This is a genomic window from Sphingobacterium daejeonense (assembly GCF_901472535.1).
Classification (GTDB): Bacteria; Bacteroidota; Bacteroidia; order Sphingobacteriales; family Sphingobacteriaceae; genus Sphingobacterium; species Sphingobacterium daejeonense.
Genome location: NZ_LR590470.1, coordinates 1,073,103 through 1,099,069, shown reverse-complemented (window position 1 = coordinate 1,099,069; position 25,967 = coordinate 1,073,103). Strand labels below are relative to the sequence as shown.

The 25,967-nt window shown below is 35.9% G+C and carries 23 protein-coding genes and 1 pseudogene; 7 read left to right on the top strand and 17 right to left on the bottom strand.

Annotation, left to right across the window (positions count from 1 at the left end; genetic code table 11):
- The first annotated feature begins 114 nt into the window (after window positions 1-114).
- On the top strand, window positions 115-2,517 hold the full coding sequence (locus tag FGL31_RS05310; protein ID WP_138089953.1) for an ABC transporter permease: 2,403 nt from the start codon (window positions 115-117) through the stop codon (window positions 2,515-2,517).
- 45 nt (window positions 2,518-2,562) lie between these two features.
- Here FGL31_RS05310 and FGL31_RS05305 read toward each other — a convergent pair whose 3' ends face one another.
- From FGL31_RS05305 to FGL31_RS05280, 6 genes are all read right to left on the bottom strand, one after another.
- The gene (locus FGL31_RS05305; protein ID WP_138089952.1) at window positions 2,563-3,846 is read right to left on the bottom strand and encodes a Gfo/Idh/MocA family protein; all 1,284 of its coding nucleotides are present in this window, start codon (window positions 3,844-3,846) and stop codon (window positions 2,563-2,565) included.
- 131 nt (window positions 3,847-3,977) lie between these two features.
- Window positions 3,978-4,202 carry a hypothetical protein gene (locus FGL31_RS05300; protein ID WP_138089951.1) on the bottom strand — a complete coding sequence of 75 codons (225 nt, stop codon included), beginning with the start codon at window positions 4,200-4,202 and terminating at the stop codon, window positions 3,978-3,980.
- 66 nt (window positions 4,203-4,268) lie between these two features.
- Window positions 4,269-4,667 carry an RNA polymerase sigma factor gene (locus tag FGL31_RS05295; protein ID WP_138089950.1) on the bottom strand — a complete coding sequence of 133 codons (399 nt, stop codon included), beginning with the start codon at window positions 4,665-4,667 and terminating at the stop codon, window positions 4,269-4,271.
- A gap of 391 nt (window positions 4,668-5,058) precedes the next feature.
- A complete protein-coding gene (locus FGL31_RS05290; RefSeq protein ID WP_138089949.1) occupies window positions 5,059-6,927 on the bottom strand; it encodes a DUF4838 domain-containing protein in 1,869 nt (622 codons plus the stop codon).
- A gap of 390 nt (window positions 6,928-7,317) precedes the next feature.
- Window positions 7,318-7,917 carry a response regulator transcription factor gene (locus FGL31_RS05285; RefSeq protein WP_232046282.1) on the bottom strand — a complete coding sequence of 200 codons (600 nt, stop codon included), beginning with the start codon at window positions 7,915-7,917 and terminating at the stop codon, window positions 7,318-7,320.
- An 80-nt stretch (window positions 7,918-7,997) separates the two neighbouring features.
- On the bottom strand, window positions 7,998-8,447 hold the full coding sequence (locus FGL31_RS05280) for a hypothetical protein (RefSeq protein ID WP_138089947.1): 450 nt from the start codon (window positions 8,445-8,447) through the stop codon (window positions 7,998-8,000).
- Between the two features lie 480 nt (window positions 8,448-8,927).
- On the opposite strand from FGL31_RS05280, the gene FGL31_RS22530 reads away from it, so the two are divergent.
- The gene (locus tag FGL31_RS22530; protein WP_171017558.1) at window positions 8,928-9,218 is read left to right on the top strand and encodes a hypothetical protein; all 291 of its coding nucleotides are present in this window, start codon (window positions 8,928-8,930) and stop codon (window positions 9,216-9,218) included.
- A 1,006-nt stretch (window positions 9,219-10,224) separates the two neighbouring features.
- On the opposite strand, the gene FGL31_RS05275 is transcribed toward FGL31_RS22530, so the two are convergent.
- Together FGL31_RS05275 and FGL31_RS05270 are read right to left on the bottom strand one after the other, a co-directional pair.
- Complete coding sequence (locus tag FGL31_RS05275; protein WP_138089946.1) at window positions 10,225-10,608, bottom strand: hypothetical protein; 384 nt, start codon at window positions 10,606-10,608, stop codon at window positions 10,225-10,227.
- 355 nt (window positions 10,609-10,963) lie between these two features.
- Entirely contained in the window at window positions 10,964-11,146 is a 183-nt protein-coding gene (locus FGL31_RS05270; RefSeq protein ID WP_138089945.1) for a hypothetical protein, read from the bottom strand.
- 1,402 nt (window positions 11,147-12,548) lie between these two features.
- Between FGL31_RS05270 and FGL31_RS05265 the strand changes: the two genes are divergently transcribed.
- Both FGL31_RS05265 and FGL31_RS05260 read left to right on the top strand, forming a co-directional pair.
- Window positions 12,549-13,880, top strand: a complete 1,332-nt coding sequence (locus tag FGL31_RS05265; protein WP_099371606.1) for a site-specific integrase — start codon at window positions 12,549-12,551, stop codon at window positions 13,878-13,880.
- A 4-nt stretch (window positions 13,881-13,884) separates the two neighbouring features.
- A complete protein-coding gene (locus FGL31_RS05260; protein ID WP_099371607.1) occupies window positions 13,885-14,790 on the top strand; it encodes a hypothetical protein in 906 nt (301 codons plus the stop codon).
- A gap of 119 nt (window positions 14,791-14,909) precedes the next feature.
- Here FGL31_RS05260 and FGL31_RS05255 read toward each other — a convergent pair whose 3' ends face one another.
- Window positions 14,910-15,371 (bottom strand): helix-turn-helix domain-containing protein, encoded by a 462-nt coding sequence (locus FGL31_RS05255; RefSeq protein WP_197734105.1) that lies wholly within the window; start codon window positions 15,369-15,371, stop codon window positions 14,910-14,912.
- Window positions 15,372-16,805: 1,434 nt separating this feature from the next.
- Between FGL31_RS05255 and FGL31_RS05250 the strand changes: the two genes are divergently transcribed.
- The 3 genes from FGL31_RS05250 (at window position 16,806) to FGL31_RS05240 (ending at window position 18,722) form a co-directional block, all read left to right on the top strand.
- Entirely contained in the window at window positions 16,806-17,408 is a 603-nt protein-coding gene (locus tag FGL31_RS05250) for an RNA polymerase sigma factor (protein WP_138089944.1), read from the top strand.
- Between the two features lie 10 nt (window positions 17,409-17,418).
- Window positions 17,419-17,616, top strand: a complete 198-nt coding sequence (locus FGL31_RS05245; RefSeq protein WP_138089943.1) for a sigma factor-like helix-turn-helix DNA-binding protein — start codon at window positions 17,419-17,421, stop codon at window positions 17,614-17,616.
- A gap of 146 nt (window positions 17,617-17,762) precedes the next feature.
- Entirely contained in the window at window positions 17,763-18,722 is a 960-nt protein-coding gene (locus FGL31_RS05240) for a hypothetical protein (RefSeq protein ID WP_197734104.1), read from the top strand.
- A 632-nt stretch (window positions 18,723-19,354) separates the two neighbouring features.
- On the opposite strand, the gene FGL31_RS05235 is transcribed toward FGL31_RS05240, so the two are convergent.
- The 8 genes and pseudogenes from FGL31_RS05235 to FGL31_RS05205 form a co-directional block, all read right to left on the bottom strand.
- Window positions 19,355-19,627, bottom strand: a complete 273-nt coding sequence (locus FGL31_RS05235; protein WP_138089942.1) for a DUF4145 domain-containing protein — start codon at window positions 19,625-19,627, stop codon at window positions 19,355-19,357.
- A gap of 404 nt (window positions 19,628-20,031) precedes the next feature.
- Window positions 20,032-20,478, bottom strand: a complete 447-nt coding sequence (locus FGL31_RS05230; RefSeq protein ID WP_138089941.1) for a hypothetical protein — start codon at window positions 20,476-20,478, stop codon at window positions 20,032-20,034.
- Window positions 20,479-21,009: 531 nt separating this feature from the next.
- The gene (locus tag FGL31_RS27555; RefSeq protein ID WP_171017557.1) at window positions 21,010-21,525 is read right to left on the bottom strand and encodes a cation:proton antiporter domain-containing protein; all 516 of its coding nucleotides are present in this window, start codon (window positions 21,523-21,525) and stop codon (window positions 21,010-21,012) included.
- A 25-nt stretch (window positions 21,526-21,550) separates the two neighbouring features.
- Window positions 21,551-22,186 carry a cation:proton antiporter domain-containing protein gene (locus FGL31_RS27550; RefSeq protein ID WP_171017556.1) on the bottom strand — a complete coding sequence of 212 codons (636 nt, stop codon included), beginning with the start codon at window positions 22,184-22,186 and terminating at the stop codon, window positions 21,551-21,553.
- Between the two features lie 236 nt (window positions 22,187-22,422).
- A pseudogene (locus FGL31_RS05215) lies at window positions 22,423-23,306 on the bottom strand (IS982 family transposase).
- 311 nt (window positions 23,307-23,617) lie between these two features.
- On the bottom strand, window positions 23,618-23,896 hold the full coding sequence (locus FGL31_RS23150; protein WP_197734103.1) for a catalase family protein: 279 nt from the start codon (window positions 23,894-23,896) through the stop codon (window positions 23,618-23,620).
- A gap of 231 nt (window positions 23,897-24,127) precedes the next feature.
- Window positions 24,128-24,532, bottom strand: a complete 405-nt coding sequence (locus FGL31_RS23145; protein ID WP_197734102.1) for a catalase family protein — start codon at window positions 24,530-24,532, stop codon at window positions 24,128-24,130.
- A gap of 59 nt (window positions 24,533-24,591) precedes the next feature.
- Window positions 24,592-25,950 carry a Dyp-type peroxidase gene (locus FGL31_RS05205; RefSeq protein ID WP_076549608.1) on the bottom strand — a complete coding sequence of 453 codons (1,359 nt, stop codon included), beginning with the start codon at window positions 25,948-25,950 and terminating at the stop codon, window positions 24,592-24,594.
- Between the last annotated feature and the right edge of the window lie 17 nt (window positions 25,951-25,967).

Here is a 25,967-nt window from a genome sequence, read left to right as displayed (position 1 = left end):
ACATGTTCGGAATTTAAAAACTCACAACTAATTTAACATCAACGGCTTAAATATTCGGCGAATAAATTGCATATAGAAATTTAATTCAAAATTTAGGTCCATATAGATAATTCAATGAACTGGCATTATTTCAAAATTGCATGGAGAAACATTTCTAAGAGAAAGCTTCAGAACACCATTAACCTCATTGGGTTGGTCTGTGGAGTGACGTTTATTATGTTGGTAGGAGCATTCATTTGGGATGCCTATCAAGTAAACACGCAATTGAGAAACAAAGACCAGCAATACATCCTACAAAGCACCTATAAAACTGAAGGCATTGGTTTACCACTGACCACTATTGGAGCTTTGCCAAAAGCTTTGCATGAAGAATATCCACAATTAGTAGCCAATTATTACCGTCTAGATGGCCTTACATGCATTATTTCAAATGGTTCAGATAATTTTGAGGAAGGTGTATCATTAGGAGACCCTACCCTATTATCTATGTTTGGATTTGATCTTTATGAAGGAAATCCTAAAACTGCCTTAGAAGATCCTTTCAGTGTGGTATTAACTGAGAAGGCTGCCCTTAAGTATTTTGGGAATACACACGTACTGGGAAAAAATATTAAAATCAGCAATTTCAGGGGGGATAGACATGATTTTGTTGTTACTGGGGTCATCAAGCCTCAGTTGCAGAATTCGGTACTTGAACTTACTCCTGCTATGCAAAGTGATATATTTTTACCCATTGCTTCTGAAAAATATTTCGGAAGAAACATCGATAGTTGGGAGAACATCTATATTGCTGGGTTTTTGGAATTAAGAGAAGGTGTAAAACCCGGTCAATTAATTAATCCCATTAATGAATTGGTAAATAAAAATATGGATCCTGAGTTTTCAAAAAACTATGGCCCGCAAATCAATCCTTTATCTTCCTATTATCTGGATGACAATAATGCTGCTGTTAAGAAAATGATCAAGATATTGATTTATATATCGGGATTTATCCTTTTGATGGCAATTATCAATTTTATAAATTTCAGTATAGGTCAGAATATAAGTCGACTCAAAGAAATTGGAGTCCGGAAAATCATGGGTGCACAGTCTTCACAAATTGCCAAACAGTTATTGATTGAATATATCGTTTTGGTGTTTGTTGTCATTTTATTTTGTCTTCCGGTTTATATGTTGGTCAAACCAGTATTTGAAAATATTTTCATGCGGAACCTACCTAATTTAAATGAATTGCCTGTATATTTCTATGGTGCCCTATTTATTTTGACTTTTTTGATAGGTATACTATCTGGAATTTATCCTGCACTGAAATTATCAAAAAATGGAATTCTAAATTCAGTGAAGTTACAACTGAACAGAGTCAACAAGAAAAATGAGGTTAGGAAAGTACTATTATTTATTCAGTTTAGCGTTGCTATCATCATCTTAACTTCTACCCTTATTATCTCCAAGCAGATCAATTTATTTATCAATGGAGATATGGGATACAAAAAAGACTATTTACTAACCGTTCAAGTTCCTAGAGATTGGTCTGTTGAAGGTGTTCAAAAAATGCAGACCATTCAGAAGGAATTGACAGAGCTTAATGAGATCAAAAATATTAGTCTTTCTTATGAAACTCCTAATAATATTGTAGGAAGAACTACTATTTCTTCAACCAGCGGCAATCAAAATCCAATTGCATCGCAAATGATTACTTCAGATTCGCAATATGGAATAACTTATGAAATTCCAATGGTAGCTGGCAAATTTTTCAGCAATAATATTGTAGACAGTAATAGGTTGAAAGAAATAGTTTTGAATAGACAGGCAGTTCAGAGTTTAGGTTTCAAATCTGTAGATGAAATAATTGGGAAAAATATATTTCTAGACAACGATGAACCGGCGATAGTTACTGGAGTTACAGAAAATTTCATAGCTAACTCTATGCATTCAGCGAATACTCCTATTATCTGGACGAATGTTTCACATAATACTATCTTTAGATACTTTAATATCCGACTAGAAGCTGGTTCTATTGCTAATTCAGTTGATAAATTGGAGAAACGTTGGAAAGAGTTGATGCCTGATTCACCATTTCAATATCAATTCATCGACGACAGCATCAGGAAGATGTATGAAACGGAACTCAAGTTACAGAAGGCTTCAATTTCAGCAACTTTTATTTCATTGTTGATTGTTTGTCTGGGGATTTCTGGCTTAGTTTCTTTGGCAATAAAATCTCGCAACAAGGAGGTAGGAATGAGGAAAATATTGGGAGCTACCCTTTATGATCTATTGGTTTTATTCTCCAAAGAATACTATATAATTTTTATCTGTTCAATTTTGTTCGCTGTTCCAATTAGTTATTTGTTAATGAAAATATGGTTAGAGAATTATGAGTTTAGAGTAGACCTCTCCGTATTTACATTTCTAGGTCCGGTCATATTATTGACTTTCCTATTAAGTGTTTTGATGTTTCTGATTTTAGTCAGAACAACGCGTTTTAATCCAATAGAAAAAATAAGAGAAGAATAAAAATAAGAAGCCCCAAATGATTTTTGGGGCTTCTTATTTTCTTGATTAAACGGTTGGCAATTTATAACCATTATTGTATTTGGCGGCCAGATAAGTATTAGCTTCTTCATCTGTAAATTGCTTTTTATTCTTGTCCCAATAAATTTTCTTTCCAGTTCGGTATGCAATGTTACCCATTTGCGAGAGGATAGCGATATGTGCTCCAGCTTCAACTGGGGCATTTAATTTACTTTTGTCATTGGTTCTGATAGCAGACACAAAGTTTTCCATATGTTTGAATAGACCATCGTCTTTTGAGGGTTGATGTGCTACGGCTTCCATCCTCCCCTTTTCAGGGATTACTTCCCAACCACCTCTATTGACTACCAATGTTCCATTGTTTCCGATGAAAGACACACCGTGATCTTTGCCATAAGGTCCTAGATCAATTCCAGTAGCTTGTTCCCATTGGAGATAAAAATCATCAAATGCAAAAACGGTTGTCAATGAATCTGGGGTTTCGGCAGCATCCTCGGGATAAGCGAATTTTCCTCCCGTTGCCATAATAGATACCGGGTCAGACACCTTCATACCTATAAGCGCGAAATCTAACATATGGACGCCCCAGTCAGTCATTAATCCGCCAGCATAATCCCAGAACCATCTGAAATCAAAATGGAAACGATTTGGATTAAATGGTCTTGTTGTTGCGGGTCCTAACCATTTATCATAATGAACACCTGCTGGAGCTGCAGAATCTGGTTTTACAGGAATGCTTTTCATCCATCCTTGGTACGCCCAAGCTTTAACCGATCTGATTTTGCCTAATTTCCCACTGTGTACAAAGTCCATTGCATCTCTAAAATGCTGTTGACTGCGTTGCCATTGGCCAACCTGTACAACTTTGTTATATTTTTTGTCTGCCGCCAACATAATCTCACATTCTTTGATGGAATTACCTAACGGCTTCTCTACATAAACGTGCTTTCCGGCCTTGACAGCATCAACCATTATCATACAATGCCAATGATCTGGCGTCCCTATGATAACAGCATCAACATTTTTATCTTTTAGAAGATCCTTATAATCTATATATTTTTTCGTTTTGATATTTTTTTGTTCTAGTTCAGCAGTTCTTTTGTTGAGCACATTTTCATCAACATCACAAAGTGCTGTACAGGTCACATTATCTAATTTCAAAATAGCATTCAGATTTGACCAACCCATTCCATTGGCGCCAATCAAGCCGATTTTCAATGGTGAATTTTGATTTGCAAATGCTTCCGCACGAAATAAAATGGATGAGCCCGCTAGAACTGCAGCACTCTTCAAGAAATCTTTTCTTTTCATTTATAATGGCTGTTTTAGGTTATGAAGTTAATTTACCAAAATTGCTTAAGAATTCAGCAAAAAAATAAATTAAGTCCACTACCTTGCAGCGAATTTCCTCATAAGGGATTGGGTCCAGCGCCTTACTTTTTTTAAGGAAACCTATTAATTGGGTTCTGACGATTTGGTCTTTTTTTGGGATTAATAGCTTCATTGAGTTTTGATTTCCACTGAAGAACTCTATTGTCAAGATCTTTTTCATTAATGCCTTTCATCTTATATAAGCCTGCTTCCAAATCAAGCTCTAACATATATCCTCTGAAAAAAGATCTTCCTTCTTCTGTTCCAAGCAATCTATCGACCTGAAGTTCCTCCAAAATGGAACATTGCCCATCTAAAAATCGCTTTAAAAGATGTCTTTTTTTGGGTTTCCATTTAAAAAACTAACTATATAACCACTTATAAAAACTTTCCATTCCTACCTCATTAATCCTATAATCAGTTCTATTTGATTCAATCTTGATATTTTCTTCGCTGAAGTCTATTATTTTTAAACCGGAAATATGATTTTGGATATAATCGATAATTTGGTTTCTCATTGACAGCATGAGGTAAGCTCTAACATTTTTACCCATACTAAGATTTGAGTTATTTCTGTCTTCCCAAATTTGCAACAGAAGATTTATGACCAGGTTTTCAGCAGCGGTTTCACTTTTCACATAGGATACAGCCTGCCGATAAAGAATCTTGGCATATCTATCAAACAATTCATTATACGCATTTACATCATCCTGCTTGCAGGCTTGCCATATCTCAATATCAGATTTCAGTTTATAATTCATAGGGGGTAAAAACTATAGTAAATTTGATATTTTTAAAATTAACATGTGGTTAAGTTTTTATTAAGTTAACGGCAGTTAATATGAATTATAAGGGGTTAGGTGAAGAGTATAGCTATGAAATTGAAATAGCTAGAAAGGTATTAGGAAGGTAATAATGGATCTTAAGTTAAATATATAACTACGATTTTAACGAAGAAATAGAACTACGTGCTTGTGGAAGTAATTTTTTCATCCACATAATCACTGTTCTTTTATCTTTTATATTATACTTTGACATTGCTTCTTCCAGGTATAATTCACCGGAAACTATAGAAACAACTGCTTCTAATTTAGTCGACTCTGGATATTTCACGAGGCAAATAATTAATTTAATATAATGGTTAATTAAAGGCTAGTATAAAAGTATCTCATCACAGGCGATTAAAGCTCTGGTAGATGTCGAGTTTTTATAAATTCTAACCTCTAGTTTTTGTTTGTTATTTACTTTTAGTTTTTTCTTTAACAACATTGTATTCCCTGATTGAGTCAAATCCTTTTCTGAAAAAGTTTCCATCACTTTTCCATTAAGGATTATTTCAATTTTTTGAGGATGAAGCATCCTGAATCTTTCATTGATCAGGAACTTCATTTCAATTGTTGATGAAGATTTAGAGTACATTTTCAAAATGCATTCTATGTTCAGATTTTCTCCCAAAATTAGCCAGCCTTGATGGAAATCTGATGTGAAACCCGGGATATTATCTGATAATAAGACACTTTCTTTTAAAAATTGTCCCGAACTTATTTCTCTTACCTGTGTTTTTAGGATCAGATTGGAAATAAGAGGTTTTGATTTTAAGCTGTCCCATTCTGATAAATAAGTATTGAGGTAGCCTCCATCCTCTTTATATTTTTCAAAATGTTCAAATCTTGGATATTCTTTTAATCTGTTGAGTATGGGTTCAACTTTGTTGGAAACCTCCAAATTGCCATTAACGAGATTAAAGAAACCATTACTCAGATGACCATTATGATAGAACATCTGCAATCGAGTATAGCTTAATGCTGTCAATAGTTTATCGATGCTTTTCAGTTCTTGGTCTTTTGCTTTATCCCTCAGTTGGTTTAGTTTTTCATAAAACAATAGAAATCTATCTTGATCTAAGTAACTTGTAGTAACTTCCCTAAAGGAAGCATACACATTGATGTTATTATTTGATGAAATATTCTGCTGTTCGAGACCAATGATATATTCACTAATTAAAGATCCTGTAACAGGGTAGAATTTATTACAATAAGATTTTATCAATTTTTGGACTGATAAAGACGGGTTTATCATTAAAGCACTCAACACAAAGGTTTTAATATCATCAAATGGAGAATAATCATATCCACTACCATTTAAGAAAAATCCGGATACCACTAAGGAATGGAAATACTTTTGTTGATTTTTGAATCTTGCTAAAACTGGAAAGGGGGATAAATAATCGTCAAAATTTGAAATATATTCCCAGATATAAATATTATTTACCTTGTTATTCCATTGCTTAACCAATCTTGAAAAATCTTGTACAGATTGATTTTTGCGGTCAATATGCACTGTCTTTGGAAAATTGATCGTACTGATAAAAACACCTGTATTAGGTTCCATTTTTATTTTTGGAGCTTCAATAGTTGTATGATATGCAATGGTAAAAAAATGATGCTTAGGAAACGTCTTCGCTAATTTGTTTAATAATTTTGAGACCGCAGGAGTAGCAGATTCGTTTGTGTTCCCATTTTTTTTGCAACTAGCACATGTACAGACTACTTTGTTGTCATTAGGTGCTATCATAAACCTTTTCTCTTCTACTTCTCCATAATGATTTTTTATAAAGGTCTCGACTGCTCTGTAAGTTTCTTCAGATGAAAAGCATAGTTGATTTTTGTTTCTACCATTTGGAGTGAGTGCGCGAGCCTTCAAAGGAACGCCATCAACAAATACCTTTTCTAAATTATGTCCCCAAATCCCCCAATCTTTGTCTACACTATGAGTGTGCAATACTTCCGTTATTTTGACATCTGTGTTAGGCAAGAGATGCGGTTCTCGATATTTCATGTGAAAATCAAAATGAACTGTATGGAAATTAAGGTAAGAAGGAGGTAAATCAGAATTCTCCAAAAAATGGTAATCTCCAAGAATTGAGATTAAATTATATCCCAACCATTTCAAAGTTTCCTTATTTTTCGCAATGATAGAAAGGCTGCCTCTTTTATTTCTGATTTCATAATCCGAAGACATTTCGGGGGATATCTCAAAATAGATGGTATTTTCGGAATCAAGGTGTGATTCTGTTGTGGACCTAGCAATAACTAACTTACTCTTCTCGGTTTTTCTTCTATTTTATTTGGCCAACGAATTCATTTGTTATTTTTTGACTTTCCTGATCAACATTTGAAGCAATAAAAATCTTCAAGACAGAAAAGTCAAAGTTATTAAGCTCTTCCTTGGAAATAGCCATAGCTGGAATTGAAAGTATAATAAATAATATAAATATGAATCTAAAACGAGACATTGAGCCGCTGGTAATATTGAATAATTAAGCGTGTCAAATATACGTTTAAAGGGAAAGCTTTTATTTAGGGACAAGAATGTTTTTAGTGAGAAAGCAAGAAAGATTAAAATAGCTTTTCAAAACCTCACTTTAAAGCCTATTCCTCTTATTGATTGAATACTTAATTTATCATCTTTCTGCAAATACTTCCTCAGTCGAGAAATAAACACATCCATGCTTCTACCTGCAAAGAAGTCATTGCTTTGCCATACTTCCCTTAATATATCATCTCTTGCAATCAGTTGGTTTTTGTGCTGAATAAGATAAGAAAGCAATTTGTTTTCTCTTTCAGTTAGTTGGACCGTACCGCTTTGAGGGTGTATTAATAGCATTTTTTCTTGGTCAAAAGTATAAGTACCTATAGAAATGATCTGATGCAATGCCGGTTGGATTTTTGTTCTTTTTATAATATTGTGGAGACGTAAGGTCAGCTCTTCTGGATCGCAGGGCTTGGTCATATAATCATCGGCTCCGATCTTTAAGCCTGTTAACTTATCGATTTTTTGATCTTTGGCTGTTAGAAAAAGGATAGAAAGTTTGGGATGTGATGAAAAGAACAATTCTGCTAGCTTAAACCCATTCATATGAGGCAGCATGACATCCAAAATTGCTATATCATACAAAGAAAGGGAATCAAGCCTATCCAGCATTTTACGCGGATCATCTATCCATTCCACGCATTCCTTTAAGAACCAAACATTGAAAAATGGTAAGTCTGTGAAACAAGCCGAAGAAAGAGAACGATTTTAGAGATGAGTTAAAATGTTAGTTGAATTCCGTAAGTGTTCACATAGATACCTGAGATATTTACAGATTGAACAATTGGAGCAAATTGAGCTGCTTTTTTCTTGTGACGATTTGCGCTAATAAACTTTGGAATGCTGATCAGAGAACCAATGGCACCTCCACCTATTCCTATAAATGAAACCGTCATAGCACCTAGTGTGGAATAGACTTCTCCAGTTGCATTTTCACGTTTTGGCGACAAAGCCCCTGCTGAGTGTAAGACTACTGCGGAAGTTCCAACAACGATCCCTGAGCCGCCAATGATGAGTAGCCTTTTTGCTTGTTTTGATTTTATCTTTGAAATTTCCAAATGATGATTGAATTGGTCGGGGTTTGTAGTTTGGGCATTGCTAGGAAATGATAGGAATAAAACTGATGCTATGATTAAAATGGTTGGCAAGTTAAACTTTGAAATGGTCATTTGGAATATGTGTTATTATTTTATTCGTAAAAGTAAAAATAATATCATTAATATAAATAGATGAGAAATGTGTTTTTTTTGAGAGAATAATAAATTTCTTTGGCACAAATTATAATCAATTATGAGAAAAAATGTTAATCTAAGTATTTACCTTGTGTTTGTCTAAAATTTATCCAAGACCATTGGCTTTAAATATTATGGTCTGAATAATTTTAATTGTACGGAATTTGCTATTGAATTATTTGATTCACCAAATAATACACCAATAGGTTAAATGAACTAAATTGCAATATAGGATTTACAATAACAGCTGGTCTATACAAATCCTGAGATGATCAATGAAAAAGTGGAAATACCAGTGTGTTAGTACAAGATGTAATTAATAAAGTATGAAATGGAAATTTATTTTAGTAACCATAGTCATCATCGTCATCATTGTAAACTTACCAATTGTTAATAAGAACGTTTTATTGATGATGGATGGAAACAATCCATTTAAATATTCTAATTCGAACGCATCTTTTACAACAAGAGTCATTTGCATTTAAAGATCCTTACTTGACATACTGGTCAATAAATCGTTTCATTGAAGAAACTCACCCTTCCAATGAAAATAAACAAGTATATCGTCTTTATAAAATTAATCCCCTGTGTTTTTGGAGATGGTCTTACTATATTTCTATTAGTAGGAACTATAAGTATAAATCATGGAATGAAATAGAAAAGAACCGAGTTCCATATAACCAAGAGAATATGTGGCAGGATTTTTAATTTGATTTGAGAATATAACTTAATTGCTTTAGCTATAATAATTTTTGATAAAGGGGATTTGAGCGAAGGGGAAGTCTAAATACTAAATACTAAATACTTTCAATTGGGTGTCAGGATTGGCTCAGGCCTACATCCCACAACACGGCCCTGAGTCTCCTGTGAATCGAACCTCGGTTCCAATCTGCTTTATTCTGGCTAAAAAATAAACAACTGTTATATAACGCGACCGACTCGTGAAAATAATAAATTCCTAGAAGCAGTAAAACCGCAAACAATTTTCAGGACAACAAAGGGTCGAATCATTTTTAAGGACAGATAGTATATAGCAATTTATTGATCAAACAAACCCCAACTTGCTGGACTTGATCAATTATTGATATAATTTTTCAAGTTTTTTTTTAAAATCGATAATGGATTCAATACGGTGTATTTTGTTTTCTATTACATCAAAAATCTGACATGATTTAACACGACCATTTTCCATGTATAATATTGCGGGTTGGTGATTAAGTTGAGTAATAATGAAAGCAAAATCGGCCTTAAAACAGATTTGGTTTATAAGAAAGGAATACATTACCAGGAGTCCACCTCTTGAATTACCTCCTATGGATCGAATATCTGATACCGAATATTTTTTTTAATAAATGGGAAAAGCTCCTTTTCCATAAATAAGAGAAATTTATCTCCCTCTCCCTTCGGACTATTCTGGTATCGCATAGGCCGATAAAATTCAAGCTATCCTGAGCAATTAACTTGTTGCGAATATTCTCATAAAAAGCTATGCCATTTCTTTCTTTCAATTAGCTTTTTTTCAGTTGTATCTCCGTGATTTTTAAGAGATTCCACAGATACAACTGATCTGTCCGAATGTAGTATTAGTAGTAAACAACATAACCAATATAACAAACAGAAATGTCTTAATCATATTCATATTCAACACATTTTTTAGTACGTGAAAGGTGAAACTTTTCTGCCCAATCTCTTATAATTAGTAACACCATTGCGTTTAAAATAAAGACTCTGATTTTATCGTTACTTTAGAATAAATGGAACTCACTTTTTTTTCTTCAGAAAAATAACTTCCATATCTAATTATAGTTCTAATATATTTAGCAATTTTTTCATTCTTACAAATAAATAAATCGTTCTTTGAAAAAAACTTATTGTTCTTGTTAAAGTATATACTGTCTTTTTGATTGATAATTATGTAAATATTTTCATCATAACCATTAATGCTATTTTCAACTTTTGAGACAATGGGTTTTTCAGTTATGTTAAGTAATTTCTTTTCTAAATAATTAAAATCTTCGGTATCTAACAAAATATCATCTAGATTTCTTATTGCTTCATCAGGTAGATCTTCATACATATTAAATTCTGGCCAAGTCAAAGGTCCATCATCAAAATTATTATTTTGAAAATATATTAAAATTTCCTTTTTCGGGGATTTACATGAGCATAAGAACCATGATCCGGAAAGAAGTAGAATTATAAAATAAAAAAATATATTAATTTCATATTATTTAGATTCTTTGTTTGATGTAGGATCAGATACTCTTATATGCCTAATTAAAGTTTCCTTATTGTGGCCTGCTTTATGCAGTCCATTTTTTAATTCGCCATTATTGTGTCCAGTCGTAGCTTCCGAACCTTTAATTACCCTTTTTTTCTTCCAAATTATTATAATTTGGATCACTTGTCTCCACCCTTTCTTTGTGCTCCTCAGGATCAGTCTGTTTAGCAATTTAATGATCGAATTCGTGTTCCAATAAAGTTGCTGGTGATAATGTAACATTTTCGCCAGTATTTGTCTTTACTTCAGAGGCAGTATTCGGATTCCACCAAACCACATCCTTACCGTCAGATAGATTATCAAAACCTTTTTTAACTTTTACATCAATGCCTTTTGTATTTACTATAAGCAACATATTCGAGCCCCACCGTTATTTGTATTGTAATCATAAGGTGAATTACAGTCGATGGCCAGGGGGCCCGTTCCCTCCTTCTTGTATTCTATGCCCCCTACGTAGTCGCGGGTCGTCTCGATATCGCCGACCTTCGAGTACTTCTGGAGCTTGATGCCCAGGGCATCGTACCGGTGGGATACCGAAACCCCTGCCCTGCTGGCCGTCTTGGGCAAGTTCAGGTGGTTATAGGCAAAGGCAGTACCCGTCCGGTCCCAATGTCGCATTCCCGTTCGGGTCATAGCTGTAACTCTTTGGCGTGCTGCCGACAAAGCCTCCCGTCAGCTTGTCCAGACGGTTGCTCCGGCCCGAGTTCAGGTAGCCATATGCTGTAGCCCGACTGTCCCGGTTCAAGCTTTTTATATTCCCATGTCATCGTAGCCCTGAACCTCGCTCATCACCCGGGCACCGCTGCTCGTCCCGGTTGGTCAGACGGTCCAGCCTGTCATAGCTGGAGGTGAACGTGCTCAGGGCATCCGACCCGTGCGCGCCATTTAAAACTTCTGATTCAACCAATCTTGTTATTGATTACTCCACCGCTTCGCTATCTTATAAACATAAAATTATATGAAAATGGAAAAAATTATTCACATTATTAGAACTCATTCTATTCAGCTGCTTTACAACCTAAAAGATTGCCATATCACATATCTTACTTTAATGGTTGCATATCCGTATTCTGGCCCTATTTGTTCAGACTTGATATAAAAAGGGATCACCTATTGGAAAAACCTTGTATCAAACAGCTACAAATAGCTCCAGAACAAACAACTACAACAAACTGATTTTTAGATATTTGAACCATTTCTGGTTATCCAAAATTAGGAATAGAAAATGGGTTACCGAATAAGTCCCATTTGGTTTGCTATTACTTGACAATTTGCGGTAAGAAAAAAAAGAAAAACTCCTCTGATCACACGATTAGAGGGTTTTGACCGCCTTCAGGCTTCTTGGTCGGGGTGTCAGGATTGGCTGCGTCGCTCTAATCCCCGCACTCTTGGCCGCAGCCATCCTGGTGTTGGGTGGACTTAAACAAAATCGAAGCTTTTCACTAAAGTGAGCTTTATTGTGTCGGGGTGGCAGGATTGGCTCAGCCCCTCCATCCCCCAACACAGCCCTGAGCCTCCTACGGATCGAACCACGGTTCGAATCTGCCACACCCGGACACAAAAAAAGCTCGACCGAAAGTCGAGCTTTATTGTGTCGGGGTGGCAGGATTCGAACTGTTATCTTACCCTAATTTTACTTTTCTTATTTTATGCTGATTATTAAATATTTATAAAATTTAATACTTAACTTTATCTTTCTTTGGAAAGATAGAATATGGTAATATTAACCATTTCTGTCCGAAATATGTCCGATATATATGAAAGTGAATTTTTATTTAGACAAGCCCTATAATCCCGATATTGCAACCGAAAAGGTCAAACAGGAACTGGTCAAGGTCGGAGGGAAAAAGAAAAACCTTGCACAGAAATTTTGGAATCCATCTCCCACTGCTCTGTACCTATTCTTTTCACCGGATAAGTCCAGTAGGATAAAATATAGGACTAACTTTAAGGTACTGCCCAAAAGTTGGGATTTTGAAAAGGAAAGGCTTAAACCAAGTGCCAACGGGGCATTGGAATTCAACGTAGAACTGAACAACCTTGCCAATCTCTGCATCCGGGAAGCAATCACCAAAAAGGACAGAAACCAATTTCTATCGAAGGAAGATTATAAGCAGGTCTTACAGGACTGTATCGACAGGGACAATGCAACAGGTAAAGTAATATCCATTTCTCACCTAAAAACAAAATTCCTGTCCCATAAATCCAATTTTGTCAAAGAAGGAACCTTAAAAGAGTACAGGACAGTATTTAAAGGATTGGAAGACTTTGAAAAACAGGAGAACCTAAATCTTGTCCTGAGGGAAATGGACGGGAAATTTCTAGATCGCTTTGAGGTATTCCTGAGCAAGAAAAAGAACGCGAACGATGAGGATAAGACAGGCTTGTTGAATGATACCATACACAAGTATATATCCACGCTAAAGGTATTTCTAAAGTGGTGCAACGATAATGACTATTTGGTCCATGCCGATGTTTTTAAGGCACAGAAAACAAATTTTAAAAAGAAAGCATATAACGAAATAATTGCACTGTCTGAAAAGGAAATCGAGAAGATAATGAACCTTGATCTTTCAGGCAAGCCCAGTCTGGCAAGAGTAAGGGATCTTTTCTGTCTATTGTGCTACACTGGACAAAGATTTGATGATCTGATCAACTTTGATCCAAATGACATAAAGAACAATGCCTGGGACTTTATCTCGGTAAAGGTCAAAAAAAGGGTGATCATACCTTTTGAGGGGTATATCTCCCCTGCAAAGGATATTCTGGAGCGTATCGGTTACAGCATACCCAAGATATCCAACCAGAAGTTCAATCAATACATAAAAACGGTCGGAAAACTCGCAGGACTGGACGAGAGAATCAAGATAACGAGGTACTCGGGCAAGGAAAAGATAGTGATAGAAAAAAGGAAGTACGATTTTCTATCCAGCCATGTCGGTAGAAGGTCAATGGTCACAAATCTATTGAATAGGAACGTGCCTATCACCCTTGTACAGAAACTGACGGCGCATTCCGATATACGGACTTTAATGAAGTATGAATCGGCAAGTACTGATTCGTTAATCGATGCACTGAATAAATTTTAAAACTATGGAAGAAAATTTTTTTAAGTTGAGAAGAACCTGGAAGCTCCGGGAGAACAAATTTGATTTGGGTGGATTTTTTAAAAATGACCCTTTCCATATTCCCGGTTATTTAGTGATGTGCATTTTTAGCCTTAAAGAGAACGAATACCTGCCCTTTTACAATTACCACCTACAATATTACTTTGAAAACAATCCTTTCGGCAATGAGCAAACATTTCTAACCAAAGTTATCGGGTACGTTGATAAGGACATCAGGTCAAGAGAAACATTGCATTATTACAAAAGAATAACCAAAACAAGAATATACAAACTCACAAAATTTAGGCAAGCGTTAAAACAGGTCGACAGATGGGAACTTACCTTAACAAACGAGGATCGGATTAAAAAATCTGTTTCCTACGTGCAGGAAATGATGGATTGGCAAAACATAAACGACACCAAGACCGTCCTTTCCAAACTGCTATTTGATGAAGTTGGTTCGGACAGGTTTTTCATTGAGTACAAAAACATCATCGAAGAAAGAGACCGCCTAAAAGCTGAACTGGATGATAAAATCTCCGAAATGAACGAACTGAAGAAAAAGCACAAGTCCGTAGCGCCCATGACAAAGATCCAGATCGTTAGCGGTGATCACAAACCCTTGCTAGATCTTCTGCTCCAGATCAAAGATCTAGAAAATCCGTCGACCAGAAGAAATTATCTTCAGGGAAGTCCAGACACATGGGCATCACTGCTTTCCAATTACTTCGAATATGGCGAAAACAACATCCCCAAGGACAAGATCGACCGGAATATCAACTGGAACAGCATAAGGGATTATTTCTTGGCCAGGAGCGGCACCGAACTTATCAAATCCCGGAACAGGGAAAAGTATTTCCATATCAAGGAGTCCAAGCGTCATTACATTTAGTATAATCTCGTCTTAAATTAAAATATCTTTGCTTTTTTAGAGTTTTTATTATTTGACATAAGCATAGATTAAAATACTTCAATCATTGCAAATTCTAGATAATAGGAATACATAAGATTTTATTTACCTTCCTTTATTTTCTTTACCTCATTTGTGAGATCCAACACAGCTTTGCTCAATTCGGCAATGGATCGGGTTTTCGCACGATCTTCTTCGATAAATCTTTCGAGCAGTGCAACAAGCTTGTCCGATCCATCACTGTTAAAGGTTGGTTGAGTATGTTGACTAGAATTGGTCGAGTGATCGTTGAAGGTATGTGAATGTTGGATATTATAAATTACATTTTCCTCTTTGAAAGATTTAACGAATTCGGGAGTAACCCCCAAAGCAGAAGCCAACTCGTTTAAAAGAGGTTCGTCCAGGGCGACCATATTTTCAAAGTCAGAAATCCGTTGTTGTGAATACCTATTTCGACAGAGCTGACCGAAAGCTTCCTGCTTGATCCCCTGGATTTCACGGATACGTTTTATATTATGGCCGATGTGCATGTTTTCGTTTTTTTCTCTAAAAATAGCATTCATGATCAAGCAAATTTATGGACTGGTTTTTTACCGGTAAATCGGTAGGATACCATACCTGAAAATAACATGTAATGGAATAACTTTGGTCTAAAGTTACGCATTATTGTAACGAACAGCAATAGCTGGATTTTCTTTGACTTATTGGTATTGAAAGGTATTTTAGCTTGTATTTATAAAAATGTATATATTGAGGCTGCTTGTGACGCCGTAGGGTGAGGACAGATTTCACTCACTAAATAATATTATCATATTTTGCAATGTTACTTAGCGGTTTCCCGATAAACCGTAAACATATAGAGATTTAGACTATTTATCTATGCACAACGGCCTGTTGAATACTGCGATCATCTAAAAATAATTTAGATGATATCGTAAAAATGGATAAAGGACTATACCGACTTCGATGATTGTCCTTAAATCAACTTAGAATAGGTTAATTCATGGTATCCAGATAACAGCCTATATTGGATATTTACGATCATCTATAGAGTTGTTTTAGAGCAGTTTTAACGAAACCTGATTTTGATCGAGAAAATATAATAAGGAGGCTTCTTGTGGAGCCGCAGAGTGAGGACAATGTTCACTCACTAAATTCTTCTATAGAAAAACACAACGTTCTAGACGGTACCACAAATAAATTTATGGTCTCAACCGATAGCATATAGGGAAAAATAAATTGGTTCTTTCTGACATTGAAAACAGGGAAAATTCTATTGAATCCTTCTTATCGCATAGGACTGAAATCGGTGGTACGTCCGTAAGTTTTGGAATAGATTATCTAAAAAACTTTTTTTATGAACCTCTTGCGTTATTTCTAACCGATGGGATAATTTTAGTGGGCTTCTGCTCATCCTATTATTTTTTAAGTAAATATGTTTGTCCAGGAGGAAGCTATAAAATCATAAAAATTGAATGATATTGAGGCCGCTTGTGAGGCCACAGGGTGAGGAAAATTTCACTCACTAAATACTAATTATATGCAACAGACGGTGGTTTAATGCATCGGTATGAACAAAGAGTGGGCCTTGCTGTAGACCCATTGATATTATACGCAGCTAGGTCTGCTGTAAATCTAAATAGAGTTCAGGTCATAGAATTACCATCGCCTTTTCAGGTATATTGATATATGGAAGGCTATGATTAGAATACACCATAAGGTCGGTTCTTTTTGATCGAATTTTATAGTGACCTATACAAAATTGACCCTTGCTCCCCTTTTATTTTTCAGATCAAAAAAATTTATATAAAACATGACGCTTGATTAAAAACCAACGCTTTTGTTTAAAGAATATTTGATCAGATCAAATCCTTCCATACAGATAACATCATTGTATCATTCACTTTTACTATAAACCTATCACATGATCTCGGTTTTCCAGAAAATCCGTTAGGGCCGGCCGGGACCTGGGTAGGTACATGACCAATAGATCCATCATGAACGAAACTTTAAGGCAACAGGAAACAGATAGGCATATCGCTCTGCTCCGAAAGGGAGATGAGAAAGGGCTGAACTTTTTCTACCGGCGTTTTTACGGATATATCTTCGCAAGGGCATTCCGTGCAACACAAGACGACTGTGCAGCAAAAAGCATCGCCCAGGAAGCCTTATTGCGTCTATGGCTTTTCAGAAAGCAGCTAAAAGATGCTGAAGATATCCAGGCTTTCTTAAAGGCACAGGTCAGGTCCTCAATCAATGCCTATTATAATAAGACACGGAATAGGTTCCATAGAAGTCTGCTCCGGTTGGATTCCATCGAGGATTATCAGGAATTCCTTCTCGGCCATGAAATGGAAGAAGAGGAAGAAATGGACATAGTGTATCTCGAAAGATTAGATCAAGAAAAACAGCAACGCCTGATACAACTTGATAATTTAATGCCAAGCCTGAACGGCCAGCAGCAAATGTTCATCAAACTCTGTCTGAAATACAGCTTCAACTATGAACGTATAGCCTATTACCTTGGCGGGATCTCGGATTACCAGGTCAGTCTACAGGTAGAGAAAAACGATCGATACCCTACGTTCTATATTCAATAGTTCGCAAAAAATGGAGCAGATGAACAGGTCGAGCAAGATCGTGGCGCAGGGGGAACTTGATGAACAACAGGCAGAGATCTTTCACATGCGCTACCAGTTGCAGTTGTCATTCGATCAGATCTCAGAAGCACTGCATCTTGATCCATCCACGGTCAGGAAGATTTTTGTACAGGCGCACACCAAGATAAGGACAGCACAGAGAACATAAATATAGAAAATATGGAAAAGGAAAGCATCATTCTCACACGGAAAGTACAGATATATCTGGACTGCGACGACAAAGGGCAGCGCTCGGCATATTTCAAGCAGCTCTTCGAGTGGCAGGACATGGTCTATCGTGGCGCCAATATGGTAATGACACATCAATTTGTACAGGAACAGATAAAGGACCTGATCTATCTGCGCGATGATGTGAAGGTAAAGCTGGCAGACTTCAAAAAGGATCCCGAAGGTATATTCAATTCTTCGAAAATGAATACCACCTATCGTATACTATCGCTGTACTTTAAAGGTAAGCTGCCTTCAAAAATTATCTCGGCCATGAACATGACGTTGAACAGGGCATATAGCACTGACCGATCATCTTATTGGAAGGGTGAAAAGTCGTTGCGCAATTATAGGAAAGACATGCCCATTCCCTTCGGTGGAGATCAGTTGAAGCTGGGCAATGACGAGAAAGGACGGGATTTCAGGTTCACGCTATTCAAGATCCCTTTCCGCACTTACCTAGGGAAAGATCGGTCCGATAAAAGGATCCTGTTACAGAGATGCTTGGTGGGACAGATCAAGATATGCACCAGTTCCATCAAGATGGTGAAGGGCAAAATATTCCTTTTACTGGCACTGGAACTCCCTAAGAAGCAACATGACCTCAAAGAACACATCATTGCGGAAGCCTCGCTTTCGGTCGAACATCCCATCACCGTTTCCATAGACAGGGACAATTTTCAGATAGGGAACAAAGAGGAGTTCCTATACCGGAGATTGGCCATCCAGGCCGCAAGGCACCGTATACAAAAAGCTGTGGCATTCAACAGGGGGGGACATGGACGCAGGAAGAAGTTGAAAAGCTTGGAGCATTTTACCGAAAGGGAAAAGCGCTATGTCGATAGCAAACTCCATCTCTATAGCCGCCGTTTGATAGATGTCTGCGTCAATTCAGGTGCTGGCACGCTGCTTTTGGTGAATCAATCCAATAAAGAAGAGGCCGCTAAAGAGGACAGATTCCTGTTGCGCAACTGGGGTTACTATGGCCTGATCGAAAAGATCAGGTACAAGGCGAACATGGCAGGTATTAACGTAATCGTCGAATGAGGCAGGATAATATCTGACAATATTTAACAGCTAACTAAAATCAAATTAAATGAGCAATAGATAAAGACCAGAACGAGACTGATCAAATCGAAACCTAGAGCTGGTAAATGAACCGGGTTGGACCTAACATAACGTGAGTTCGGGATAAGAAAAAGCGTTAATCTATTATGTTGATCTTTAGCCGCCTCTTTGATGATTATGTGATCCCCAGCAATATCTTCTCTCATCAAAAACCTAAAAGTAGGTTCGTTTTGAGATAATCCAATTTGATCAAAAGTATCTTCAATATACGTTCGTTTTTTGAGACAGACCGTCTACGATAGATCATAAATTCGAAAATCCTGAAGGGGATTAATAATTTTTTAATCAGATGAATTTGGACGAGATTTACGGAATAGATATCCGAAATCGTCTAACGTTTACCCGCTCGACAATCTACTGAATTATAAGTTTGTGGCATTATTAGATTTTTTAGCTTTTATTTCACGTAATTTTTCCTCTGCAATCATTACTAAATGTGGAGCACTGTATACGTAATCTAAGATTGCATTTGTCAGGGCATAAACAATTGGTAATTCGTATTGGCTTAAGTCACCACTATCTGCGTGAGCCCCTATATAGCCAAAGTTTTTTTAACCCTCTGCAACCTTTACAAGTTTTGTAGGAATTTCACCTTTATTAGCCAGGTCAGCCAGCATCTGCGCCAATGAACCTTTTTTAGCTGATCTATCAATACAAACTTGCTCTAAAAATCTTCTCATCGACATTGCACAAGCATTTACATCGATAGATTTTACTCTTTCAGCTGTTATAAAAGACGACAAAATATGATCTGGAAGTCCTTTTGGATACTCTGGCTTTTCAGGATATAGGAATGTATATTCGTTGTAATCCTCTTCGTCCATATATTCGTGCCAAAATATGATACGATACTAATCTTATTGCATGCTGGACAACGCAACACCTCATAATGAGTTCCTGACACTGGATGATAATCATCATCCGAGCTGTGACGGGTCTCATTTACACATGTATCTCCCTCAATATACATTTTGGAGATATTTCCACAGTGTTTACATGCGATAATTTCGGAATCTGCCATTATTCGTAAACTAATTTCTTTAAAATACCATCCGTGGTGCGAAACTTCACGCATTTATAAGAACACTTTGTAAGATCTCTACTAATTGATCCACTTTCGAAACATTTGTTTTGTGAGACAGCGCCAAATTTAGACCGAAAGCTAGCTATTAAAACTTGCAGTTTTTATATGTTCTTAAAATCTTAAATCTTTGCAATGAGAAGATTGTTAGACTAGATAAATATCAGATAGGTTAAAACCTCTTGTTATTCCACTGGCTTCCGTTGGATGTTCCGTAGGTTTTAGAAGTGTATCCCAAAATTGGTTATCAAAAAGGTTATTTAAAAACATATATCTGAAGGCACGTGTCAAAGAAATCCGGTCTATTCCGTTTGAATTTCCATTCCTAACTGCAAAGTGATCTTCATATTGATAGAAGGTATAATATCTTTTCGCAAGCCATTCACTGTCTGCATAAGCCGAGATGATTTCAATTTGCTTTCTAGAAATTTTGAAATTATTTTCATACTCTTGATGTACTCCCTCATCAAACATTGGATAGCATTCCTCATACCAAGCATAAGCATAAGCGTCAGGAATTGCATTTGTTGTTTGCGGATATATTTTCGTTTGAAGAAGTAAAAACCTTTGTAAGTTGTAGAGTTTTTTATCCATTTATATTGTGTTAGGTTAGTCTTATAGAGCATCATCTTAGGCGCAATGCATGTTTAAAGAATTAAATATTTCATATTGGTTTATTGGAGGGCTTATCATTTGGGGAATTATCGCATTTTTGAGAAGGAATGGAATACTCATACCTCTAATCAATGATCATTTGACTGATCTATATAGTGTCCCTATGTTCAGTTTATACGATAATGAAAATCATGAAGCTCACCTATTATCCGGATTGGAGACCGGATCTGAAGTTTTTGCTGGGAGCTGCACTTAATCTGACCATTGTATTTGAAATTATATGTCCGTTACTATCAGCAAGATATACAGCTGATTTTATAGATATTATCTGCTACTTTTCAGGTGCGCTAATATATCATTTAGTATTACAGAGAATTTATTATGTAGATTCAAAATCATTATAATTGAATTCAAGGCCATCAATACGCTAAGGATACGTTACTGCGGTCAGGAACAATATATTTTCTTAAAATTTGAGGTTTTTTTCTGTAGAACCCTGTATTACTGATCCTATGCTTCTCTTTTAAGATATTCCATGACACGCGTCGCCGTAAGGCCATGAATCAAAATTGAAAAGAGGATCGTTAAAGAAACAGCAGCCCACAATTCATCCTGATGTTCAAAATTATATTTGCTGAAAGCAAATGCAAGATAGAATATCGAACCCATCCCACGGATGCCAAAAAATCCGATCGCCAGCCTTTCTTTGTTTTTCATTTTTGAGGAACTCAATGCCAGCCATCCAAAGACAGGTCTTACTATTAGCAGGAAAGTTACCGAAAACACAACCATTTTCAAAGTTATGGGTTCTAGAATACCCATTGCTAATGCTCCTCCGAAAATAATCAGTAGCAGGCAGACTAGCAGCCTTTCTATCTGATCGGTGAAAGAATGAAGTGTATCGTGATACTGGTGATCTTTCTCAAAATGCCTTAGTGTGATTGCACAGATAAAAACTGCAATAAATCCATAACCATGAACAATTTCTGTTATACCATACACTAGTAAAGTAGCAGCAACTGCCACCAGACCATCTCTGGTTCTTAGGATCTCATATTTTTTGGACCACTCTGAATAACAAAATGCCAAAACCTTTGCCTGATAGAAATCCGATCACAATACCGGCAACTATTCGGTAGATAACATCAAGAGCAAACCAATCTAAAAAGCTGCTTTCTTTGCCTGTGAACATAAGACCAATAGTAATGGCAAGCCAGGTAAATGGGAAAGCGACTCCGTCATTGAGTCCAGCCTCTGACGTGAGCGCAAATTTGGTCTCTGATTTCATTCCCTCATTTGGAGGTCCCACCTGTACATCCGATGCGAGGACAGGATCCGTCGGAGCAAGAACAGCACCAAGAAGTACTGCTGAAGCAAGACTGAAACCTAAAAAATAATAGCCCATTACCGCTGCTGCACCAATACACAATAACATGGTAAAACTTACAAGTTTCAACGGGGAAGACCAGGTTTTAAAAGAAAATTTTCGGTCGATCTTGATCCCAGTACCCATAAGCGAAATAATAACAATCAACTCGGTTAAATGAAGCGTCAGATTTTCATTTTTTTGAGGCATTGGGTTTGGCAGAAGATCGGGAGCCAGTAGATAAAGGGCAAACCCTGTTGCTACATAAAAAATAGAGTACGAGATGCCAGTTTTTTTTGAAAATTTTGGGCATCCATGCACACACTGAAAATGGCAGCGCCGAGTATTACTAAAATAATCAGATATTGATCCATAGAGAACGTAAATTTATTATTGCTAAAAGTATTTTTTGAATTGCTGTAATATTCAGTACGTTTAGGCGAAGCTGTAATACTCAAGCGGCTTGAGGTGAAAATATCAAATATCCCGCCACGGCTTATTTTACTGTTTTTGAAATTAGAACTCCGGCAGAACAATAATTAACTCGTAGTGCATTATTAAATTAATTCAATTTTAAGTCTATTCATTTTTCTATTGAAAACAAAAACATTTACAAACTGAATGAAAGTTAATGCTGTTATTTTGCTCAATACCCTTGTTTTAAAACCGTTAAAAGATTTTGCGTAATTGTTTCTGATTTTAAATTGGTCGCAAAGTTGAGAGAATAAAGTCTCAATTCTTTTTCTGGATTTTCTGAAAATATATTTTTGTTTTTGATAATTTTTTTGGTTGTTTCTCAATGGGTGTATCCAGCTTTATATTCGCATAATTGAACAAATCTGTTTGCACTTGGGTGGATAAATAACCCCTGTCTCCCAATCAACGTACAATTGTTCATTTGATGCTTGATATCTTGCAAAAAATGAATATCATGAATGCTTGCTGTAGAAATATCAAAACTTTGGAAAACTCCGGAAACAGAACAAACTGCATGTAATTTGTAACCATAATAATAACTCGATTGAGAAGCGCAATAACCTTTGCTGGGAAACGAAAATTCATTTTCCTTACAAATTTTAGAGCGGTTCGCTCTTGCGTTTTTACAGATTTCTAAAGGCATCGAATCTACAATAAAAGTGGTTTCCATCTCATTAAATTTAGCAACCATAAGTTTTCTTATATTTTCCAAGTGTAAGAAAAGCTTTCTTTTTCTGCGATTAAACACACTTCTCTCAATCATTCCCTTTAGTTTTGAATTAGAGAGGTATCTAAACAACTGATATTCTGAATCTATCGATAAATATTCTGCAGAAATATTTATTGCAATGAGTTCTAAATCAGATAATTTTGGTTTAATTGGTTTGAAATAAGAATTTTCTTTGATGGTTAATTTTCTTAATTCCTTTAAAATAAAATCGTAAATTGCATCTAGGTTATTCATAATGTATGAGATTGGTAGTCAATACAATATACGAAATTTTCGTATTATGAGTAACCTTTTTTATAATGCACTACGGGTGTAAATATAAAAACTATTTCTGATAAAATTTCTCATCAAATGCCTCCTGCAAATTGTTTGGCTCTTTTCTTTTTTTGTTATTTAATTCGTGACGGGTCGTTGAAGAGGTTACATAGGCCGATCTTCTCGTACTTTGCAAATTACCTATGGGACGATTTTCTTCTAGAGTTCTAAACGGCGTAAACGAAAGATTGTCCATCACATTAAAATTACCATCTTCAGGAACTTCTTGTTTAAAATATTTTGATTTTAGCTACCGTGCGAAATGGCGATAGTTCTTGAGACCATTCTTCTGTAAGATCATTAATTGGCATTTTTTTCAAATCGTTACATAATTGAATTTGTAGATTGAATGTAAGATCGTTTTTTGCGATCTCTTTAATAATAGCTTTTCTGTAAGGCCAATCTTCGCTGTCAATATCAATATCCTTATCAATAATTAAGTTTTTCGTTTCGTCAGTAGGTTCAATTCTTACTTTTGCCATATAATCTCCGTGACGAACTGCGCCCATACTGTAATACTCGTATAAAAAACTGTTAATTGATGGGATTTTTTCAAAAGTTTTTAGTGCGGCTAATTCTTTTAATGCTTCGAAATTTGGGAAAGCTTTTTATTTTCTGTAACCCAGATTGAAGCAAATTCCAATTTTCCTAATGCACCTTTTTCAAAAAAATCGGTGATTTTAAGAAACAGTTTGGAGATGAAAACATAATGTTCCGCAGTATTGCAAAAAAATACCGGATTATTGATTAGGTTGAAAATCCACATTTGGTGATGACTCTTCACCAGGAGCAACTTTTTCGCCTTCAATTCCAAAAATTTTAAGTGCAAAACCTTGCGCATTTCCACTTAGTTTATCAGGCAACACACGAGAGGATCCGTTTGAAAAACGAACCACCGCTTCGTGTTTTCCTGCATTTTTATAAATACCTTGAGCCAATTCTTCAGGCAAATTAGGCAGAATTTCCACCTCTGCCTTTAATGCTGCATAGCCATTGGCGTGCGCATCTCTTGTATAATTATGAGCGCGGCTTAGTTGCGGCGTGTTTCGAATATAATCTACAATATCCTTATTAATTTTATTGATATACTCTTCGAAATTTTCAGGAATTTCTTCCAATTTATAATCATATTTAACGTATTCCATGCAATTAGATTTTTTTGTTAGTGATTTTTTAAAAAAAAATAGTTAAATTTTTATAAGTATTAATTTAATTCACTGATCCATTTGAGAGCTGAAAGACTTGGGATAAAGCAATATTCACCACCTTTCACGATATTATAAGTTTGTAAACCTCGGTATCTTTTTATTAGCGGGTCTGCAGGCATACTGAACAAACTATTTTGATCTTGCAAACCAACCATAGGATCTTTTTCACTACCCAGATTTTGTGAATTGCCATCATTAATCCATTGTTTTTGCAAAAATTCCAAAGTCCCCATTGCATTCGCGCTAATTCCCATAAAATATTGACCGCGTTCTTTACCGTCATTTTTTGTCACTTCCGGCGGAACAATATCCCCAAAAGTTACGCTGCGACGTATAATGCGGTGAAGCCTTTCATCTTCCAAGACAAAAGTTTTGGAATCTCGCGGATTCATCCTGCGGATGTGAGAACTGAAAGGACATTTTTTTCCAAACTCATCGTTCTTAAATGAAAAATTATTATTTTTTTCAGGATTTTCTCCAAGCACTTTATCATCTTTTTCTGGCGATAAAACTAGTGGAGCTCCGCTTCTCCATCTGCCTACCATTTTCGCAGCCAAAAGTTCGCCTTCTTCTGGAGAAGAACTATTATCCTTAATGAACTGGTTAAACTCTGCAACCTGGCTTTGATATTTTCTAAAAATCATAAAAGACCCATTCTTCCCTAAAATGTCCGGCTGAGGAAAAGGTTTTGTAATATCACCTTCTCCTGGATAACCTAATATAAATTCGCCAGCTGCAATCGGGCGGTCAAAACCTTGAGGTACATCAATCCCACTACCTTCAACTTCGGGATTACTGATTCCATCGCGAAAACCGAAAACATTTTTCACCTCTTCTGTAGCACCAAAATCTTCACTCACCAAAACTTCAACTCCATTGTTTTCCGAAATTTTAGTACGAAATTCTTCCAATTTGCTTTTCCAATCGGCTTCATTATTGGAGATCACTGCAGAAGCAATATGAATGTTAGGATTTTTAAATTCTTTCTGCCAATTTTTGGGATCATTCACGCCAATATCATAAAGATAAGACGATCTTTTAGCCATTCCTTCTTTAAAAGATTCCGGAAAAGAATCTAAACTTTCTTTTGGTACACCAATTTTTTCTAAACCTTTATAGGTAAAAGTTAGAAATACAGATGCTCCTTCGTTTTTGTTCCATTCCTCTGCAGAATCAATTAATGGAATCAAATCTTTCAACATCTTTTTCGCACTTTCTTTATCCGTGATTTCTAATAATGCCACTGTTCCAAAATAAGGAATTGGCCTACTTCTCAAAATTAAAGATTGAATTTCCTTCAACTCTATATTAACTTTGTCCGGATTGAAAATTCTTTTTATAAAATCAAATGCCATAATTTATTTATTAAAAA

Coding starts and splice junctions, on each gene's coding strand:
- FGL31_RS05295 (WP_138089950.1), bottom strand. CDS start 4,667: ATGAATTATAAACTGAAATCTGATATTGAGATATGGCAAGCCTGCAAG.
- FGL31_RS05205 (WP_076549608.1), bottom strand. CDS start 25,950: ATGGCATTTGATTTTATAAAAAGAATTTTCAATCCGGACAAAGTTAAT.
- FGL31_RS05290 (WP_138089949.1), bottom strand. CDS start 6,927: ATGTCTTCGGATTATGAAATCAGAAATAAAAGAGGCAGCCTTTCTATC.
- FGL31_RS22530 (WP_171017558.1), top strand. CDS start 8,928: ATGGAAACAATCCATTTAAATATTCTAATTCGAACGCATCTTTTACAA.
- FGL31_RS05270 (WP_138089945.1), bottom strand. CDS start 11,146: ATGTTGCTTATAGTAAATACAAAAGGCATTGATGTAAAAGTTAAAAAA.
- FGL31_RS05255 (WP_197734105.1), bottom strand. CDS start 15,371: ATGAATGCTATTTTTAGAGAAAAAAACGAAAACATGCACATCGGCCAT.
- FGL31_RS05260 (WP_099371607.1), top strand. CDS start 13,885: ATGGAAGAAAATTTTTTTAAGTTGAGAAGAACCTGGAAGCTCCGGGAG.
- FGL31_RS05310 (WP_138089953.1), top strand. CDS start 115: ATGAACTGGCATTATTTCAAAATTGCATGGAGAAACATTTCTAAGAGA.
- FGL31_RS05245 (WP_138089943.1), top strand. CDS start 17,419: ATGGAGCAGATGAACAGGTCGAGCAAGATCGTGGCGCAGGGGGAACTT.
- FGL31_RS23145 (WP_197734102.1), bottom strand. CDS start 24,532: ATGGAATACGTTAAATATGATTATAAATTGGAAGAAATTCCTGAAAAT.
- FGL31_RS05305 (WP_138089952.1), bottom strand. CDS start 3,846: ATGAAAAGAAAAGATTTCTTGAAGAGTGCTGCAGTTCTAGCGGGCTCA.
- FGL31_RS23150 (WP_197734103.1), bottom strand. CDS start 23,896: ATGGGCGCAGTTCGTCACGGAGATTATATGGCAAAAGTAAGAATTGAA.
- FGL31_RS05265 (WP_099371606.1), top strand. CDS start 12,549: ATGAAAGTGAATTTTTATTTAGACAAGCCCTATAATCCCGATATTGCA.
- FGL31_RS05230 (WP_138089941.1), bottom strand. CDS start 20,478: ATGGATAAAAAACTCTACAACTTACAAAGGTTTTTACTTCTTCAAACG.
- FGL31_RS05235 (WP_138089942.1), bottom strand. CDS start 19,627: ATGGACGAAGAGGATTACAACGAATATACATTCCTATATCCTGAAAAG.
- FGL31_RS05280 (WP_138089947.1), bottom strand. CDS start 8,447: ATGACCATTTCAAAGTTTAACTTGCCAACCATTTTAATCATAGCATCA.
- FGL31_RS05240 (WP_197734104.1), top strand. CDS start 17,763: ATGACACATCAATTTGTACAGGAACAGATAAAGGACCTGATCTATCTG.
- FGL31_RS05250 (WP_138089944.1), top strand. CDS start 16,806: ATGAACGAAACTTTAAGGCAACAGGAAACAGATAGGCATATCGCTCTG.